The sequence below is a fragment of the Kosakonia sp. N21 genome, from assembly GCF_050587465.1.
In the GTDB taxonomy this organism is placed as follows: Bacteria; Pseudomonadota; Gammaproteobacteria; order Enterobacterales; family Enterobacteriaceae.
In genome coordinates, this window is sequence record NZ_JBOBHR010000014.1 from 30,216 (window position 1) to 44,591 (window position 14,376).

13 protein-coding genes and 4 tRNA genes are annotated in these 14,376 nt (G+C 54.6%); 12 read left to right on the forward strand and 5 right to left on the reverse strand.

Going from position 1 to position 14,376, the window contains the following annotated elements:
* The first annotated feature begins 2 nt into the window (after positions 1-2).
* From wecG to ACQ3G7_RS23275, 6 genes are all read left to right on the forward strand, one after another.
* A complete protein-coding gene (wecG, locus tag ACQ3G7_RS23250) occupies positions 3-743 on the forward strand; it encodes a lipopolysaccharide N-acetylmannosaminouronosyltransferase (protein ID WP_430892525.1) in 741 nt (246 codons plus the stop codon).
* Between the two features lie 257 nt (positions 744-1,000).
* Entirely contained in the window at positions 1,001-2,386 is a 1,386-nt protein-coding gene (gene thrP, locus ACQ3G7_RS23255; RefSeq protein WP_430892527.1) for a bifunctional threonine/serine APC transporter ThrP, read from the forward strand.
* Between the two features lie 102 nt (positions 2,387-2,488).
* Positions 2,489-2,565 (forward strand) — tRNA-Arg (locus tag ACQ3G7_RS23260).
* Positions 2,566-2,634: 69 nt separating this feature from the next.
* Positions 2,635-2,710, forward strand: a tRNA-His gene (locus ACQ3G7_RS23265).
* Between the two features lie 28 nt (positions 2,711-2,738).
* A tRNA-Leu gene (locus tag ACQ3G7_RS23270) sits at positions 2,739-2,825 on the forward strand.
* A 38-nt stretch (positions 2,826-2,863) separates the two neighbouring features.
* Positions 2,864-2,940 (forward strand) — tRNA-Pro (locus ACQ3G7_RS23275).
* A gap of 609 nt (positions 2,941-3,549) precedes the next feature.
* Here ACQ3G7_RS23275 and hemY read toward each other — a convergent pair.
* The 4 genes from hemY to hemC are packed head-to-tail and all read right to left on the reverse strand — an operon-like array spanning position 3,550 to position 7,603.
* Complete coding sequence (gene hemY, locus ACQ3G7_RS23280) at positions 3,550-4,746, reverse strand: protoheme IX biogenesis protein HemY (protein ID WP_430892529.1); 1,197 nt, start codon at positions 4,744-4,746, stop codon at positions 3,550-3,552.
* Between the two features lie 2 nt (positions 4,747-4,748).
* Positions 4,749-5,903: a uroporphyrinogen-III C-methyltransferase gene (gene hemX, locus ACQ3G7_RS23285; protein ID WP_430892580.1), complete on the reverse strand. Its 1,155-nt coding sequence runs from the start codon at positions 5,901-5,903 to the stop codon at positions 4,749-4,751.
* Positions 5,904-5,924: 21 nt separating this feature from the next.
* Positions 5,925-6,665 (reverse strand): uroporphyrinogen-III synthase, encoded by a 741-nt coding sequence (gene hemD / locus ACQ3G7_RS23290; RefSeq protein WP_430892531.1) that lies wholly within the window; start codon positions 6,663-6,665, stop codon positions 5,925-5,927.
* The gene (hemC, locus tag ACQ3G7_RS23295) at positions 6,662-7,603 is read right to left on the reverse strand and encodes a hydroxymethylbilane synthase (RefSeq protein WP_430892533.1); all 942 of its coding nucleotides are present in this window, start codon (positions 7,601-7,603) and stop codon (positions 6,662-6,664) included. The genes hemD and hemC overlap by 4 nt, the downstream gene beginning before the upstream one ends.
* A gap of 312 nt (positions 7,604-7,915) precedes the next feature.
* On the opposite strand from hemC, the gene cyaA reads away from it, so the two are divergent.
* Positions 7,916-10,459 (forward strand): class I adenylate cyclase, encoded by a 2,544-nt coding sequence (gene cyaA / locus ACQ3G7_RS23300; protein WP_263098541.1) that lies wholly within the window; start codon positions 7,916-7,918, stop codon positions 10,457-10,459.
* Between the two features lie 32 nt (positions 10,460-10,491).
* Here cyaA and cyaY read toward each other — a convergent pair whose 3' ends face one another.
* Entirely contained in the window at positions 10,492-10,812 is a 321-nt protein-coding gene (gene cyaY / locus ACQ3G7_RS23305) for an iron donor protein CyaY (RefSeq protein WP_263098540.1), read from the reverse strand.
* 137 nt (positions 10,813-10,949) lie between these two features.
* On the opposite strand from cyaY, the gene lptM reads away from it, so the two are divergent.
* The 5 genes from lptM to yigB are packed head-to-tail and all read left to right on the forward strand — an operon-like array spanning position 10,950 to position 14,333.
* Complete coding sequence (lptM, locus tag ACQ3G7_RS23310; protein WP_061499162.1) at positions 10,950-11,153, forward strand: LPS translocon maturation chaperone LptM; 204 nt, start codon at positions 10,950-10,952, stop codon at positions 11,151-11,153.
* Between the two features lie 36 nt (positions 11,154-11,189).
* The gene (dapF, locus tag ACQ3G7_RS23315) at positions 11,190-12,014 is read left to right on the forward strand and encodes a diaminopimelate epimerase (protein WP_088237717.1); all 825 of its coding nucleotides are present in this window, start codon (positions 11,190-11,192) and stop codon (positions 12,012-12,014) included.
* Complete coding sequence (locus ACQ3G7_RS23320) at positions 12,011-12,718, forward strand: DUF484 domain-containing protein (RefSeq protein WP_263098539.1); 708 nt, start codon at positions 12,011-12,013, stop codon at positions 12,716-12,718. The genes dapF and ACQ3G7_RS23320 overlap by 4 nt, the downstream gene beginning before the upstream one ends.
* Positions 12,715-13,617, forward strand: a complete 903-nt coding sequence (xerC, locus tag ACQ3G7_RS23325) for a tyrosine recombinase XerC (RefSeq protein ID WP_430892537.1) — start codon at positions 12,715-12,717, stop codon at positions 13,615-13,617. The genes ACQ3G7_RS23320 and xerC overlap by 4 nt, the downstream gene beginning before the upstream one ends.
* The gene (yigB, locus tag ACQ3G7_RS23330; protein ID WP_430892539.1) at positions 13,617-14,333 is read left to right on the forward strand and encodes a 5-amino-6-(5-phospho-D-ribitylamino)uracil phosphatase YigB; all 717 of its coding nucleotides are present in this window, start codon (positions 13,617-13,619) and stop codon (positions 14,331-14,333) included. The genes xerC and yigB overlap by 1 nt, the downstream gene beginning before the upstream one ends.
* The last annotated feature ends 43 nt before the right edge of the window (positions 14,334-14,376 follow it).

The following is a 14,376-nucleotide window of genomic DNA, read 5'->3' on the forward strand; positions in this document are numbered from 1 at the left end:
ACATGACGGACAAGACTGCAGCGCCGCTGTATGACCTGCGTGGTCTGAAATTGATTGGCTGGCGCGATATGCAACACGCGCTGGATTATCTGTATGCGAATGGCGAGATAAAACAGGGCACGTTGATCGCCATTAATGCGGAAAAGATGCTGACGCTGGAAGATGATGCCCGGGTGCGAGCGTTGATCGAGGCGGCTGAGTTTAAATATGCCGACGGCATCAGTGTCGTGCGCTCCCTGCGGAAGAAGTTTCCCTGCGCACAGGTATCACGCGTTGCCGGCGCCGATCTGTGGGAAAAACTGATGGCGCGGGCAGGTGAAAATGCGACGCCGGTATTTCTGGTGGGTGGAAAGCCGGATGTGCTGGCGCAAACGGAACAGAAATTGCGTGCGCAATGGCGGGTGAATATTGTGGGCAGCCAGGATGGGTATTTTAATCCAGGGCAGCAGCAGGCACTGTTTGAGCGCATCCGCGATAGCGGGGCGAAAATCGTCACTGTGGCCATGGGGTCGCCAAAGCAGGAACTCCTGATGCGTGATTGCCGCGCTGTCTATCCTGATGCGCTGTATATGGGGGTTGGCGGTACGTACGACGTCTTTACCGGCCATGTAAAGCGCGCGCCAAAACTCTGGCAGCATCTCGGGATGGAGTGGCTTTATCGGCTGCTGTCGCAACCGAGCCGTTTAAAGCGTCAATTGCGTTTGCTGCGTTACCTGCGTTGGCACTACAGCGGAAAACTCTGAACATCTTTGGCGGCGCAGCGCGCTGCCTTTTTCCCTCCTTCTGCTGTTTTATTGTGCATTACACCGATTTTTTTTATACATCATTTGCCATTTCCTCTGTTTTAAGAAACCATTCGCTCACTCATTGCAATGCCATGGTGTTTTTCGCGCCAACCTTTTCCGGGTTAGCGCCGCATGGCCTGTTATGAGATGAGGGAAAACTCATAACAATAACCCGCAGAGCGGGCAAAGAAAGAAGCAAACACAACAGAGGATTTATGGCTGAAAACAAACCAGAGCTTCAGCGCGGACTGGAGTCTCGACACATCGAATTAATCGCCCTGGGCGGTACTATTGGCGTGGGGCTCTTTATGGGCGCCGCCAGTACCCTGAAATGGGCAGGTCCGTCGGTACTGCTGGCATACATTATTGCGGGTCTTTTCGTCTTCTTTATTATGCGTTCAATGGGCGAGATGCTGTTCCTTGAGCCGGTAGCGGGGTCTTTTGCTGTTTACGCGCACCGCTACATGAGCCCTTTCTTCGGCTATCTCACCGCATGGTCTTATTGGTTTATGTGGATGGCGGTGGGGATTTCTGAAATTACCGCGATTGGGGTGTACGTCCAGTTCTGGTTCCCCGATCTTGCTCAGTGGATACCTGCGCTGATTGCGGTGGCGCTGGTGGCGCTGGCGAACCTGGCGGCAGTGCGCCTGTATGGCGAAATCGAATTCTGGTTCGCGATGATCAAGGTGACTACCATCATTGTGATGATCGTGGTTGGCCTGGGCGTTATCTTCTTTGGCATCGGCAACGGCGGGCATTCGATTGGTTTTGGTAATCTGACCGAGCACGGCGGTTTCTTTGCTAGTGGCTGGAAAGGTTTTCTGACTGCGCTCTGTATTGTTGTGGCGTCCTATCAGGGTGTTGAACTGATTGGTATTACCGCCGGTGAAGCGAAAAATCCGCAGGTTACGCTGCGCAGTGCAGTCAGCAAGGTGCTGTGGCGTATCCTGATTTTCTATGTGGGCGCGATTTTCGTTATCGTGACGATTTTCCCGTGGAACGAAATCGGTACGAACGGCAGCCCGTTTGTGCTGACCTTTGCGAAGATTGGCATTACGGCGGCGGCAGGGATTATTAACTTTGTGGTGCTGACGGCGGCGCTGTCCGGCTGTAACAGCGGTATGTATAGCTGTGGTCGTATGTTGTATGCGCTGGCGAAGAACCGCCAACTGCCTGCTGCGGTGGCGAAAGTGTCTAAAAGCGGTGTTCCGGCGGCGGGCGTGACAATTTCCATCATTATCCTGCTGATAGGCTCTTGCCTGAATTACGTTATTCCGAACCCGCAACGTGTGTTTGTTTACGTCTATAGCGCCAGCGTATTGCCAGGTATGGTGCCGTGGTTTGTGATCCTGATTAGCCAGCTGCGTTTCCGTAAAGCGCATAAAGAGGCCATTGCCAGCCATCCCTTCCGCTCAATGTTGTTCCCGTGGGCGAACTGGCTAACGATGGCGTTTTTGATTTGCGTGCTGATTGGTATGGGATTCAACGACGATACGCGTATGTCGCTGTTTGTCGGTGTTATCTTCCTTGCTGCGGTCACAGTGGCGTATAAAGTATTTGGCCTTAACCGGCACGCTGTTACGCAACGGGTGAGTGAATAAGAGGCAAAATGCGCAAAGCATAACCAAACGCGCATTTTCTTCAAAAAAGCACTAGACAGCCGCGCCCGAAGTCCGTACTATCCACCCCCGCAACGGCGCTACGCGCCCGTAGCTCAGCTGGATAGAGCGCTGCCCTCCGGAGGCAGAGGTCTCAGGTTCGAATCCTGTCGGGCGCGCCATTTAAACCCGGCGCTTGAGCTGCGGTGGTTCGTGAAGTATGACGATACCGCGTGAAAAGATTTACAGTGGTGGCTATAGCTCAGTTGGTAGAGCCCTGGATTGTGATTCCAGTTGTCGTGGGTTCGAGTCCCATTAGCCACCCCATTATTTAGCAGTAAAAGTTTCGTGGAATGCGAAGGTGGCGGAATTGGTAGACGCGCTAGCTTCAGGTGTTAGTGTCCTTACGGACGTGGGGGTTCAAGTCCCCCCCCTCGCACCACAACTTAGATTGAACAAAAAATTCAAAAAGCAGTATATCGGCGAGTAGCGCAGCTTGGTAGCGCAACTGGTTTGGGACCAGTGGGTCGGAGGTTCGAATCCTCTCTCGCCGACCAATTTTGAACCCCGCTTTAGCGGGGTTTTTTGTTTTCTGATTTTCTCTGTTTTCCCATTCCCTTGTATTTCCTCTTTTTTTTCACTGTTGTTGCTTACAGGCGACAATGACGCGTTTTGCTGTCGCCTGATGGTGACATTTAACTCATTGATATTTTTGATGAAAGTATATTGCCTTCGAAAGTGTCGTTGTGGGGAGACAGTCATGCGCGGCAAGCGGATTACCATCAGCGGACAAAAAGGGGGGAAGGCCTGAATTGACTGACTTCTTAAAAGGTTGCGCGGGTTAACATAAGTTAATGCAAACCTGGCACGCTATGTGCAATAATATCTTTGTAGATGCTCATTCCATCTCTTATGTTCGCCTTCTGGCTTCATAAACTCAGGAATGATGCAGAGCCGTTTACGGTGCTTATCGTCCACAGACAGATGTCGCTTCGGCCTCATCAAACACCATGGACATAACGTTGAGTGAAGCACCCATTTATGTTGTCAACAGACCTGTTTTAACGCCTGCCTGAGTATTCCGGCAGGCGTTTTTTTATGGGCAGAGATAGCATCTTCAGGTTGCAGGCGCGTTACCGCCTTCCTGCATCCTGAATGGCGTTGTATTAATTTAGCGGGTTGTTTTGCAGAGTCAGCAGCAGGCCGTCACGGCGCATGGTCGCGGCTTCTTCCGGCTGGTGCAGGCGATCGAGGCAATCAGCAAGCCATGCGTAATCGAACGCTTCCGGGCGCTGCTTCAGCGCCGCGCGGAATGCCACCGTGGCTTCCTGCCATTCACCGTGTTTCATCAGTGACTGACCAAGCGTACTCCATAACAGCGGGCGATCGCCCTGGGTTTTGATCTGCTGGCGCAGCACTTTCTCGATCTGCTGCGGATTATTGGTTTTCAGCTGTGGGATAACCAGCACCAGACGATCGTCATACTGACGTTTAAGACCTTCAAGGATAATGTCCTGCGCAGTATCGTGATCGTCGCATTCGATCAGATGCTCGGCCATTGCCACCTGTAATACCACCTGCTGACGGGTTTTGCGGCTCTGGTTTTTCCACCAACTCTTCAGGCCTTCACTGCCCAGGTCGGCACGCGCCTGGTCCATAATGCCAATCCAGGCTTGTTGTTGCAGTGCATCGCGGTGCTCATCGTCACCGACATTGGCTTTTGCCATCGATGGAATGATATCCAGCAGCGATGTCCATGCGCCGGTGCGAATATATGCCTGCTCCGCCAGACGTAATACTTCCGGATGGCGCGGCGTGATTTCCAGCAATTTATCCACGCCATGGCGTGCAGCATGATTTTCATTGCGCGCCAGTTGCAGGCGAACACGCGTGATTTCTACCGGAATGGGGTCTTTCTCAGACAGTTCCGCCGCGCGCTCCAGATGCTGGTTCGCACGGGTTTCATCACCGCGCTGCTGTGCAGCTTCCGCTGCCAGCAGGTAGTTGACCATCGGGTGTTCGGCATGATCGGCATTTTTCGACATCAGCTTTTCTACCTGCTGATAATCACCTTCCGCCAGTTTTAACAGCGCCTGTTCGGTCTGTTTACGGGCACGACGGCGTTTACGTCCCACAAACCAGCCGCGCGTATGTGCGCTGGTGCGGAAAAGGCGACGCAGCAGCCATTCAACCGCAAACATTACCACCAGCGCCAGCACCAGAATAATCACTAACCCGGTGACACTCGTTTCAATGTTGTAATTGTCCGTCTGGATCAGGACATAGCCCTGATGCCCGGCGAGCATAGGGCCGAGAACGATCCCGGCGATTAACAGTGCAAAGAGTAACAGTACTTTCAGCATGTTTATTCTCCCTGCACTGCGTTGGCTGCTGGCGCTTGCTCAGAGGCAACGGCAGGTTGCGCCAGTAGATTTCGCACCCGGGTCTGCATCAGTTTTTCCAGGATCGGCTGGCTTTGCAGCGATGCCGGTAGCGCCATTGCAATGGTCTGCTGGCTCAGCTTGTCGACTTCTTCAAGGAAAGCTTTGGTGGCGGCATCGTCGGTATCGTAGTAAGCGCGCACCCAGGTGGAAACATTGTCCAGCGCCTGTTTGTAGGTTTCTTCCTGATGACGTGGAACGGCCTGAGCCGCAACCAGCAGACGCGAGCGAATATTCTCACGCAGGTAGATATCCTGGTTTGGCGCTAACAGCGGCACGGCTGTTTCATCACGACGACGAATAGTGATAAAGCTGTCCATAAAGTTTTGCCAGCTTTTCTGCAGGTTTACACGCCATTCACTGATCGAACCGGACAGCTCGTTACTGTCGGTATCCATCGGCGAGTCGTCATCGTTGTTGTCTGCAAGGCGCAGGTTATCAATCTGGTTGGAGAGCTGGTTCAGTTTGAGGATTGCACCGTCATAATCCACCTGCGTGATGGTGGAGAGGCTGGCAATATCGTCGGTAATTGCACGACGAGCGGTGATCAGACTCGGATCGTTCATCTCCGCCAGGCTGGCGTCCGCGCTTTTCAGCAGTGCTGCCGCGGTGGTGACGTCCTGGTCGCTCCAGAGCTTGCGTCCGGCCAGTTTAACGAGAAAATCTGCCTGCGCCAGTTGCCAGGTTTTGGCATCGGAACCGGAGATGGTCGCCACTTTCTGCTGCACTTCATCGAGCTGTTTGGTCAGCGCATCCTGATGACGTTTCGCCTCGTCAAGCTGCCCGGCCTGCTGTTTGATAATGCCTTCCAGTTCGGCGCGTTGCTTATCCTGCGCCTGCTGCAACGCAATAACCTGATTGGCGATTTCGCCGTTGTTGGTGTGCAGGGTGGAAACCTGTTGTTTAACCCAGCCATAAAGCCCGACGCCCGATGCCAGCGCAATAGCGATGGCGACCGCGCTTAGCGCAAGGCTGGTCCTGTTCGCGCGATGGGGCTTCTCTGCTTTGCCCGGCGGCGTTGCGCCGTCAGCCGTTTGGGTTTCTTCAACCCCGGCGGAGGAGTGTTGTTGTTCCGTCATCATGGCTTCCCATTATGAGAGTTATTGTAATGCGCGAAGCAGCGCATCGTTGTCTGCAGTGTCAGCGACCTGAATATCCTGCCAGCCCAGTTCCCGGGCGAGGTGCGCCAGACGTTCGCTAACCACCAGTATGCGGCAGCGAAGTAACCAATTTTCCCGATACCAGGGCGGAATAAGCGAAAACAGCTGTTGCATCATTTCGCCGCTGGTGACCACCAGCGTCGTCACCCCGCGCGTATGCCAGCGCATAGCCTCTTCGGCGCCATTGTAGAACTTCGCGCTGCGTTGATAACATTCGCAGAATTCCACTTCTGCACCGCGCGCCGCCAGCGTTTCCGCCAGCACTTCGCGCCCACCGTTGCCGCGTAAGATTAGCGCCTGCTTACCCTGAACATTTTGTAATTCAGGTAATTGTAGCAACACTTCACTGGTTTCCCGATCCAACGGATAACACACATCAATGCCGGTCACCGTATGTAATGCCAGCGCAGTGCTACGGCCAATTGCGAAATAATGCGGCTGTTCGGGAAAACGTAGACCCGCCTGTTGTAAATGCGCATGGGCAAATGTCACCGCCTGCTGCGACAGGACAAAAACCAGGTCGTCGGCGGTTAATGCGGAGAGTCGCCCGGGTAACGAGGTGAGTTCACGACCCGGCGTAAACTCGATAAGCGGGAAGCTCCAGGCCACTAACCCCAGTGTGCGCAATCGGCTCACTAATTCTTCCCCTGCCGGGGATGGGCGAGTGACCAGAATACTCATTCGGGGGCTTCTCCGTTGTAGACATCGGCCAGAATGGCGCGGGCGCCATTATTCAGTAATTCTTCGGCCAGCGAGATACCTAACTGCTCGGCATCCGCCGGGTTACCGCGGCGCTCACCGCGCACCATGGTGGAACCGTCCGGCGCGCCAACCAGCGCACGCAGCCAGATTTCACCGTCCACCAGTTCAGCATAGCTGCCAATCGGCACCTGACACCCACCTTCAAGGCGCGTATTCATTGCGCGCTCGGCTTTAACGCGCACGGCTGTGTCCGCATGATTCAGCGGTTGCAACAGCGCGCGGGTATGTGCGTCGTCCAGGCGGCACTCGATACCGACTGCACCCTGGCCCACGGCAGGCAGCGAGGTTTCCGGCGATAACGCCACACGCACACGCTCACCAAGGCCAAGACGTTTAAGACCGGCAACGGCGAGAATGATGGCGTCATATTCGCCGTTATCCAGTTTACTCAGGCGCGTACCGACGTTACCGCGTAAAGAGCGAATCACCAGGTCCGGACGTTGCGCTGCCAACTGGCATTGACGGCGTAAACTTGACGTACCAACGATGCTGCCAGCAGGCAATTCATCGAGCGAGTTATAGCGGTTTGACACAAACGCATCGCGGGGATCGTCACGCTCGCAAATGGTCGACAGGCCGAGCCCTTCCGGGAAATCGACCGGGACATCTTTCATTGAATGCACGGCGATATCGGCGCGGTTTTCAAGCAGTGCCAGCTCAAGTTCTTTTACAAACAGACCCTTGCCGCCGACTTTCGCCAGTGGCGTATCCAGGATCACGTCACCGCGCGTGACCATAGGCACCAGTTCAACAGTGAGTCCGGGGTGGTTCGCCTCAAGGCGTTCCTTAACGTATTGTGCCTGCCAAAGCGCAAGAGGGCTCTGCCGTGTGGCAATTCTTAAAACATTGTCTAACATGCTTGTTACCGTCATTGTCGTCCGTCGACCATCCTAACATTGTTGCCTTAGGGTGTCAGTGTCCGCAGAAGATCGCCGGAGAGAGAGAAAGGCGTCGCGCCGCGATGCAGGCGCTGCCAGGACCGTAATTAGGAATTTACAGACAGCGTTTACTGCTACACTGGTATGTAGCGCATCTTTCTTTACGGTCAATGAGCAAGGTGTTAAATTGATCACGTTTTAGACCATTTTTTCGTCTGCCTCCCTGAAAGGTAAGGGCGAAAAACCGGTAACGGCTATTTTGGATTTTCTGTAAACATCAGGCGATATGTCTTGTACCTCTATATTGAGACTCTGAAACAGAGACTGGATGCCATCAATCAACTGCGTGTGGATCGCGCGCTTGCTGCCATGGGCCCTGCTTTTCAGCAGGTTTACAGTCTGCTGCCGACATTGCTGCATTATCATCATCCGCTGATGCCGGGTTACCTCGATGGTAACGTTCCCCAGGGCATTTGCCTTTACACGCCTGATGAAAACCAACTTCATTACCTGAACGAACTTGAACTGCATCGTGGGTTCCCGCCGCAGGAATCGCCGAAAGGCGAGCTGCCGATCACCGGGGTTTACTCCATGGGCAGTACTTCTTCGGTCGGGCAAAGCTGCTCCTCTGACCTGGATATCTGGGTCTGCCATCAATCCTGGCTCGATAACGAAGAGCGTCAACTGCTGCAGCGTAAATGTAGCCTGCTGGAAAGCTGGGCGGCGTCGCTGGGCGTGGAAGTCAGCTTCTTCCTGATTGATGAGAACCGCTTCCGTCATAACGAAAGCGGCAGCCTCGGCGGCGAGGATTGCGGCTCCACGCAGCATATTCTGTTGCTGGATGAGTTTTACCGTACCGCCGTGCGTCTTGCCGGTAAGCGTATTCTGTGGAATATGGTGCCGGGCGATGAAGAAGAGCATTACGACGATTACGTGATGACGCTCTACGCCCAGGGCGTGTTGACCCCGAACGAATGGCTGGATCTCGGCGGCTTAAGTACGCTTTCTGCAGAAGAGTATTTCGGCGCCAGCCTGTGGCAGCTATATAAAAGCATCGACTCTCCTTATAAAGCCGTGTTGAAAACGCTGTTGCTGGAAGCCTATTCCTGGGAATATCCCAACACGCGTTTGCTGGCGAAAGATATCAAACAGCGTCTGCATGACGGTGAAATCGTATCGTTTGGCCTCGATCACTACTGCATGATGCTCGAACGCGTGACGCAGTATCTGGTCGCCATTGACGACACCGCGCGCCTCGATCTGGCTCGCCGATGTTTTTACTTAAAAGTGTGCGAGAAACTGAGCCGCGAGCGCGCCTGCGTTGGCTGGCGTCGCGAAGTGATCACGCAACTGGTAAAAGAGTGGGGCTGGGACGATGCGCGTGTAGCTATGCTGGATAACCGCGCTAACTGGAAAATCGATCAGGTGCGCGAGGCGCATAACGAATTGCTTGATGCAATGATGCAGAGCTACCGTAACCTGATCCGCTTTGCCCGCCGCAATAATCTGAGCGTTTCCGCCAGCCCGCAGGACATCGGTGTCTTAACCCGTAAACTGTACGCCGCATTTGAAGCGCTACCGGGCAAAGTGACGCTGGTAAACCCGCAAATTTCGCCGGATCTCTCGGAACCGAATTTAACCTTTATCCATGTGCCGCCGGGCCGGGCCAACCGTTCGGGTTGGTATCTGTACAACCGCGCGCCGAATATGGATTCCATCGTCAGCCATCAACCGCTGGAATATAACCGCTATCTGAATAAGCTGGTGGCCTGGGCCTGGTTCAACGGTTTGCTGACGTCGCGTACGCATCTGTTTATTAAAGGCAACGGCATTGTGGATTTGGCGAAACTGCAGGAGATGGTGGCCGATGTGTCGCATCACTTCCCGCTGCGCCTGCCCGCGCCAACGCCGAAAGCGCTCTACAGCCCATGTGAAATCCGCCATCTGGCGATCATCGTCAACCTGGAATATGACCCGACTGCGGCGTTTCGTAACCAGGTCGTGCATTTCGATTTCCGTAAGCTTGATGTGTTCAGCTTTGGCGAACAGCAAAACTGCCTGGTCGGCAGTGTTGACCTGCTGTACCGCAACTCGTGGAATGAAGTGCGTACCCTGCATTTCAACGGCGAGCAGGCGATGATCGAAGCACTGAAAACCATTCTTGGCAAAATGCATCAGGATGCTGCGCCGCCGGACAGCGTCGAAGTGTTCTGTTACAGCCAGCATCTGCGCGGCCTGATTCGTACACGCGTACAGCAACTGGTATCAGAATGCATTGAGCTGCGTCTTTCCAGCACCCGCCAGGAGACCGGGCGTTTCAAAGCGCTGCGCGTCGCTGGCCAGACCTGGGGACTGTTCTTTGAACGTCTCAATGTGTCGGTGCAGAAACTGGAAAACGCGATTGAGTTTTACGGGGCTATTTCTCACAACAAACTGCACGGGCTTTCGGTGCAGGTTGAAACCAATCAGGTTCAGTTACCGGCCGTGGTGGACGGGTTCGCCAGCGAGGGCATTATTCAGTTCTTCTTTGAGGAGACTGGCGAAGAGGGCTTTAACATCTATATCCTGGATGAGAGCAATCGCGCGGAAGTCTACCACCACTGCGAAGGCAGCAAAGAGGAGCTGGTGCGTGATGTGAGCCGCTTCTATTCGTCATCTCACGATCGCTTTACCTACGGCTCCAGCTTTATCAACTTCAACCTGCCGCAGTTCTACCAGATTGTGAATGTTGAAGGGCGCGCGCAAGTGATCCCGTTCCGCAACCAGGCGATTACCGCCGCCACTCCGGCAAATCAGGACAACGACACGCCGCTGTTGCAGCAGTATTTCTCGTAACGAAAGTGCCCGGATGGCCCGGGCAACCATGATTAGCGGAAACTGACTGTCTCACCCGCCTGTTGGCTTGCAGCCTGCTCAAGCAGATCCCAGAATGTTTCGCCACTGCGATCGCAGACCCATTCGTCGCTTTTCAGGTCGAAATGGTAGCCGCCCTGTTTGGTGGCCAGCCAGACCTGATGCAGCGGCTCCTGGCGGTTAATGATAATTTTGCTGCCGTTTTCAAAGCTGATGGTTAACACGCCGCCATTGATTTCACAGTCGATATCGCTGTCGCCGTCCCAATCGTCAAGACGTTCTTCAATGGTCAGCCACAGGCCGTCGGCGAGGCGATGAAATTCACTGTCGTTCATGCTGTTTTCCCGTTTTTTATGATGGCAGCAGTATAACGCGAAACATTTCCCGTTGCCCTAAACGCGCAAACTCTTGCTTTTGTGTCTCCTCCTGCGATGATAGAACGCAGAAAGAACGAACTTACAGGCAACCTATAATGAAAGATGTGTTTCGCACGCTGGCCGTACTGCTGACGCTGTTCAGCCTGACGGGCTGTGGTCTGAAAGGGCCGCTCTATTTCCCGCCCGCGGATAAAACCGCGCCGCCGCCGACAAAAAATCAGACCAGTACTATCCAGTCGACCACGCCGGATCGTAACGATCGCGGTGATAACGGCTCGCCGACTCAGGTGAATTACTGACGTCACCGTTCTGTATCCGCGTAAATGGAGTAGATGATGCAGTTCTCAAAAATGCATGGCCTTGGCAACGATTTTATGGTCGTCGACGCGGTGACGCAGAATGTCTTTTTCTCCCCTGAGCTGATCCGTCGCCTGGCGGATCGCCATCTTGGCGTGGGGTTTGATCAACTACTGGTGGTTGAACCGCCCTACGATCCTGAGCTCGATTTCCACTACCGTATTTTTAATGCTGACGGCAGCGAAGTATCGCAGTGCGGCAATGGCGCTCGCTGTTTCGCGCGTTTTGTTCGCCTGAAAGGATTGACCAATAAACGTGACATCCGCGTCAGTACGGCAAACGGACGTATGTTATTGAGCGTAACAGACGACGATCTGGTGCGCGTCAATATGGGCGAACCCAACTTCGAACCCTCCCAGGTGCCGTTTCGCGCGAACAAAGCGGAAAAGACCTATATTATGCGGGCGGCAGAACAAACAGTATTGTGCGGCGTCGTATCGATGGGCAACCCACACTGCGTGATTCAGGTGGATGACGTGGATACCGCGCCGGTAGAGACGTTAGGGCCGGTGATGGAAAGCCATGAGCGCTTTCCGGAACGCGCCAATATCGGTTTTATGCAGGTGGTAAAACGCGATCACATCCGTTTGCGCGTCTATGAACGCGGCGCCGGTGAAACGCAGGCCTGTGGTAGCGGCGCGTGTGCTGCCGTGGCTGTCGGCATTGCACAGGATTTGCTGGCGGAAGAGGTGCGCGTGGAGTTACCAGGCGGTCGACTTGATATCGCATGGAAAGGCCCGGGCCAACCGTTGTTTATGACTGGCCCGGCGGCACATGTCTATGACGGGTTTATTCATCTATGAAGCAACCAGGGGAAGAATTGCAGGAAACGCTGACGGAACTGGAAGATCAGGCCGTTGTTGATTATTTGCTGCGTCATCCTGATTTCTTTATCCGCAATGCACGACTGGTGGAACAGATGCGCGTACCGCATGCCGTACGCGATACCGTTTCGCTGGTGGAATGGCACATGGCGCGCTCGCGCAATCACATCAATGTGCTGGAAGAGAACATGACATTGTTGATGGAGCAGGCCAGCGCCAATGAAGGTCTGTTCTATCGTCTCCTGCGTTTGCAGGGGCGGCTGGCCTCCGCCCACAGTCTGGAAGAGATGCTCAATCGCTTTCACCGCTGGGCGCGTGATTTAGGGCTGGCGGGGGCAACGATCCGCCTGTTTCCCGATCGCTGGCGGCTTGGCGCGCCTTCTGGCTTTACTCACCTCGCGCTTTCCCGGCAGGCTTTCGAACCGTTACGCATCCAGCGTTTGGGTCATCAACACCACTATCTTGGTTCCTTAAACGGGCCGGAGTTACTGTTGCTGTTACCGGAGGCGAAAGCGATTGGTTCAGTGGCGTTATCGCTGATGGGACCAGACGGCGATCTCGGCGTGGTGCTGTTCAGCAGCCGTGATGTCCACCATTACCAGCAAGGGCAGGGTACGCAGCTGTTGCAGGAAATCGCGCAGATGCTGCCGGATCTCCTGGAGCGCTGGATCGAGCGCGTATGACCGATTCTCCGCTGTTCCCGGCCGTGACCAAATTTTTGCGCTATCTCGGCGTTGAGCGCCAACTCAGCCCCATCACCCTGCTTAATTATCAGCGTCAGCTTGATGCCATTATCGCTTTGTCCGGTGAGACCGGTCTGAAAAGCTGGCAACAATGTGACGCTGCCATGGTGCGCGCCATTGCGGTGCGCAGCCGGCGCAAAGGGTTGGGTGCAGCCAGCCTGGCGCTGCGTCTCTCGGCGCTACGCAGTTTCTTTGACTGGATGGTGAGCCAGGGCGAGCTGGCGGCCAATCCGGCGAAAGGTATCTCCGCGCCGAAAGCGCCGCGACACCTGCCGAAAAATATCGACGTGGATGATATGAACCGGCTGCTGGATATCGATCTTAACGATCCGCTGGCGGTGCGCGACCGGGCGATGCTGGAAGTGATGTATGGCGCGGGCTTGCGTCTTTCTGAACTGGTGAATCTGGATATTAAGCATCTGGATCTGGAAAGCGGCGAAGTGTGGGTGCTGGGTAAAGGTAGCAAAGAGCGCCGTTTACCCATTGGCCGCAATGCGGTTATCTGGATTGAACACTGGCTTGATTTACGCGGGTTGTTTGGCGCGGAAGACGACGCGCTGTTCCTCTCAAAGCTCGGTAAACGTATCTCCACGCGTAATGTGCAAAAACGGTTTGCTGAGTGGGGGATTAAACAGGGGCTGAATAGCCATGTGCACCCCCATAAACTGCGCCACTCCTTCGCGACCCATATGCTGGAGTCGAGCGGTGATTTACGCGGTGTACAGGAGTTGCTCGGTCACGCCAATTTATCCACCACACAAATCTATACCCATCTTGATTTTCAACACCTTGCATCGGTGTACGACGCCGCGCATCCGCGCGCCAAACGGGGGAAATAATGCGTTTTTACCGCCCATTAGGTCAGATCGCTGCGATCACCTTCGACCTGGACGACACACTTTATGACAACCGCCCGGTGATCCAGCGTACAGAGCAGGAAGCGCTGGCGTTTATGCAGGGGTATCACCCGGCGTTGACCGGCCTGGAAAACAGCGAGTTTCAACGTTTGCGGCGATCGCTACGGGAAACCGAACCCGACATTTACCATGATGTGACGGAGTGGCGGCGACGTGCGGTTGAACGCACGATGCTGAATGCCGGTTTAACGCAAGAAGAGGCCGCCGCAGGCGCAGAGGCGGCGATGAGCCATTTTGCCAAATGGCGTAGCCGCATTGATGTGCCGCAGGAAACCCACGACACACTGGCGAAGCTGGCAAAAAAATGGCCGCTGGTGGCCATTACCAACGGGAATGCGCAGCCGGAGCTGTTCGGGTTAAGCGAGTACTTTGAGTTTGTTCTGCGCGCCGGGCCGGACGGGCGTTCCAAGCCGTTCAGCGACATGTATTACTTGGCAGCCAAACGTTTGAATGTGGCGCCTGGCGACATTTTACATGTGGGCGATGACCTGATAACCGATGTCGCCGGGGCGATCCGCTGTGGTATGCAGGCGTGCTGGATCAAACCGGAAGGCGCAGATTTGTTGCAGGCTCCCTATAGCCGTTTGTTACCGCACGTGGAAATTTCACGGTTGGCATCCCTCACGACGCTGATATAATCATCAACAGCTCTGTATAAATTTCCAGTAATTTTCGCGACGG

Bases quoted from the DNA above. Each gene is read 5' to 3' on its own strand.
- hemX (WP_430892580.1), bottom strand. From the start codon at position 5,903: ATGACGGAACAACAACACTCCTCCGCCGGGGTTGAAGAAACCCAAACG.
- yigB (WP_430892539.1), top strand. From the start codon at position 13,617: ATGCGTTTTTACCGCCCATTAGGTCAGATCGCTGCGATCACCTTCGAC.
- dapF (WP_088237717.1), top strand. From the start codon at position 11,190: ATGCAGTTCTCAAAAATGCATGGCCTTGGCAACGATTTTATGGTCGTC.
- xerC (WP_430892537.1), top strand. From the start codon at position 12,715: ATGACCGATTCTCCGCTGTTCCCGGCCGTGACCAAATTTTTGCGCTAT.
- cyaY (WP_263098540.1), bottom strand. From the start codon at position 10,812: ATGAACGACAGTGAATTTCATCGCCTCGCCGACGGCCTGTGGCTGACC.
- hemC (WP_430892533.1), bottom strand. From the start codon at position 7,603: ATGTTAGACAATGTTTTAAGAATTGCCACACGGCAGAGCCCTCTTGCG.
- ACQ3G7_RS23320 (WP_263098539.1), top strand. From the start codon at position 12,011: ATGAAGCAACCAGGGGAAGAATTGCAGGAAACGCTGACGGAACTGGAA.
- hemY (WP_430892529.1), bottom strand. From the start codon at position 4,746: ATGCTGAAAGTACTGTTACTCTTTGCACTGTTAATCGCCGGGATCGTT.
- lptM (WP_061499162.1), top strand. From the start codon at position 10,950: ATGAAAGATGTGTTTCGCACGCTGGCCGTACTGCTGACGCTGTTCAGC.
- hemD (WP_430892531.1), bottom strand. From the start codon at position 6,665: ATGAGTATTCTGGTCACTCGCCCATCCCCGGCAGGGGAAGAATTAGTG.
- thrP (WP_430892527.1), top strand. From the start codon at position 1,001: ATGGCTGAAAACAAACCAGAGCTTCAGCGCGGACTGGAGTCTCGACAC.
- wecG (WP_430892525.1), top strand. From the start codon at position 3: ATGACGGACAAGACTGCAGCGCCGCTGTATGACCTGCGTGGTCTGAAA.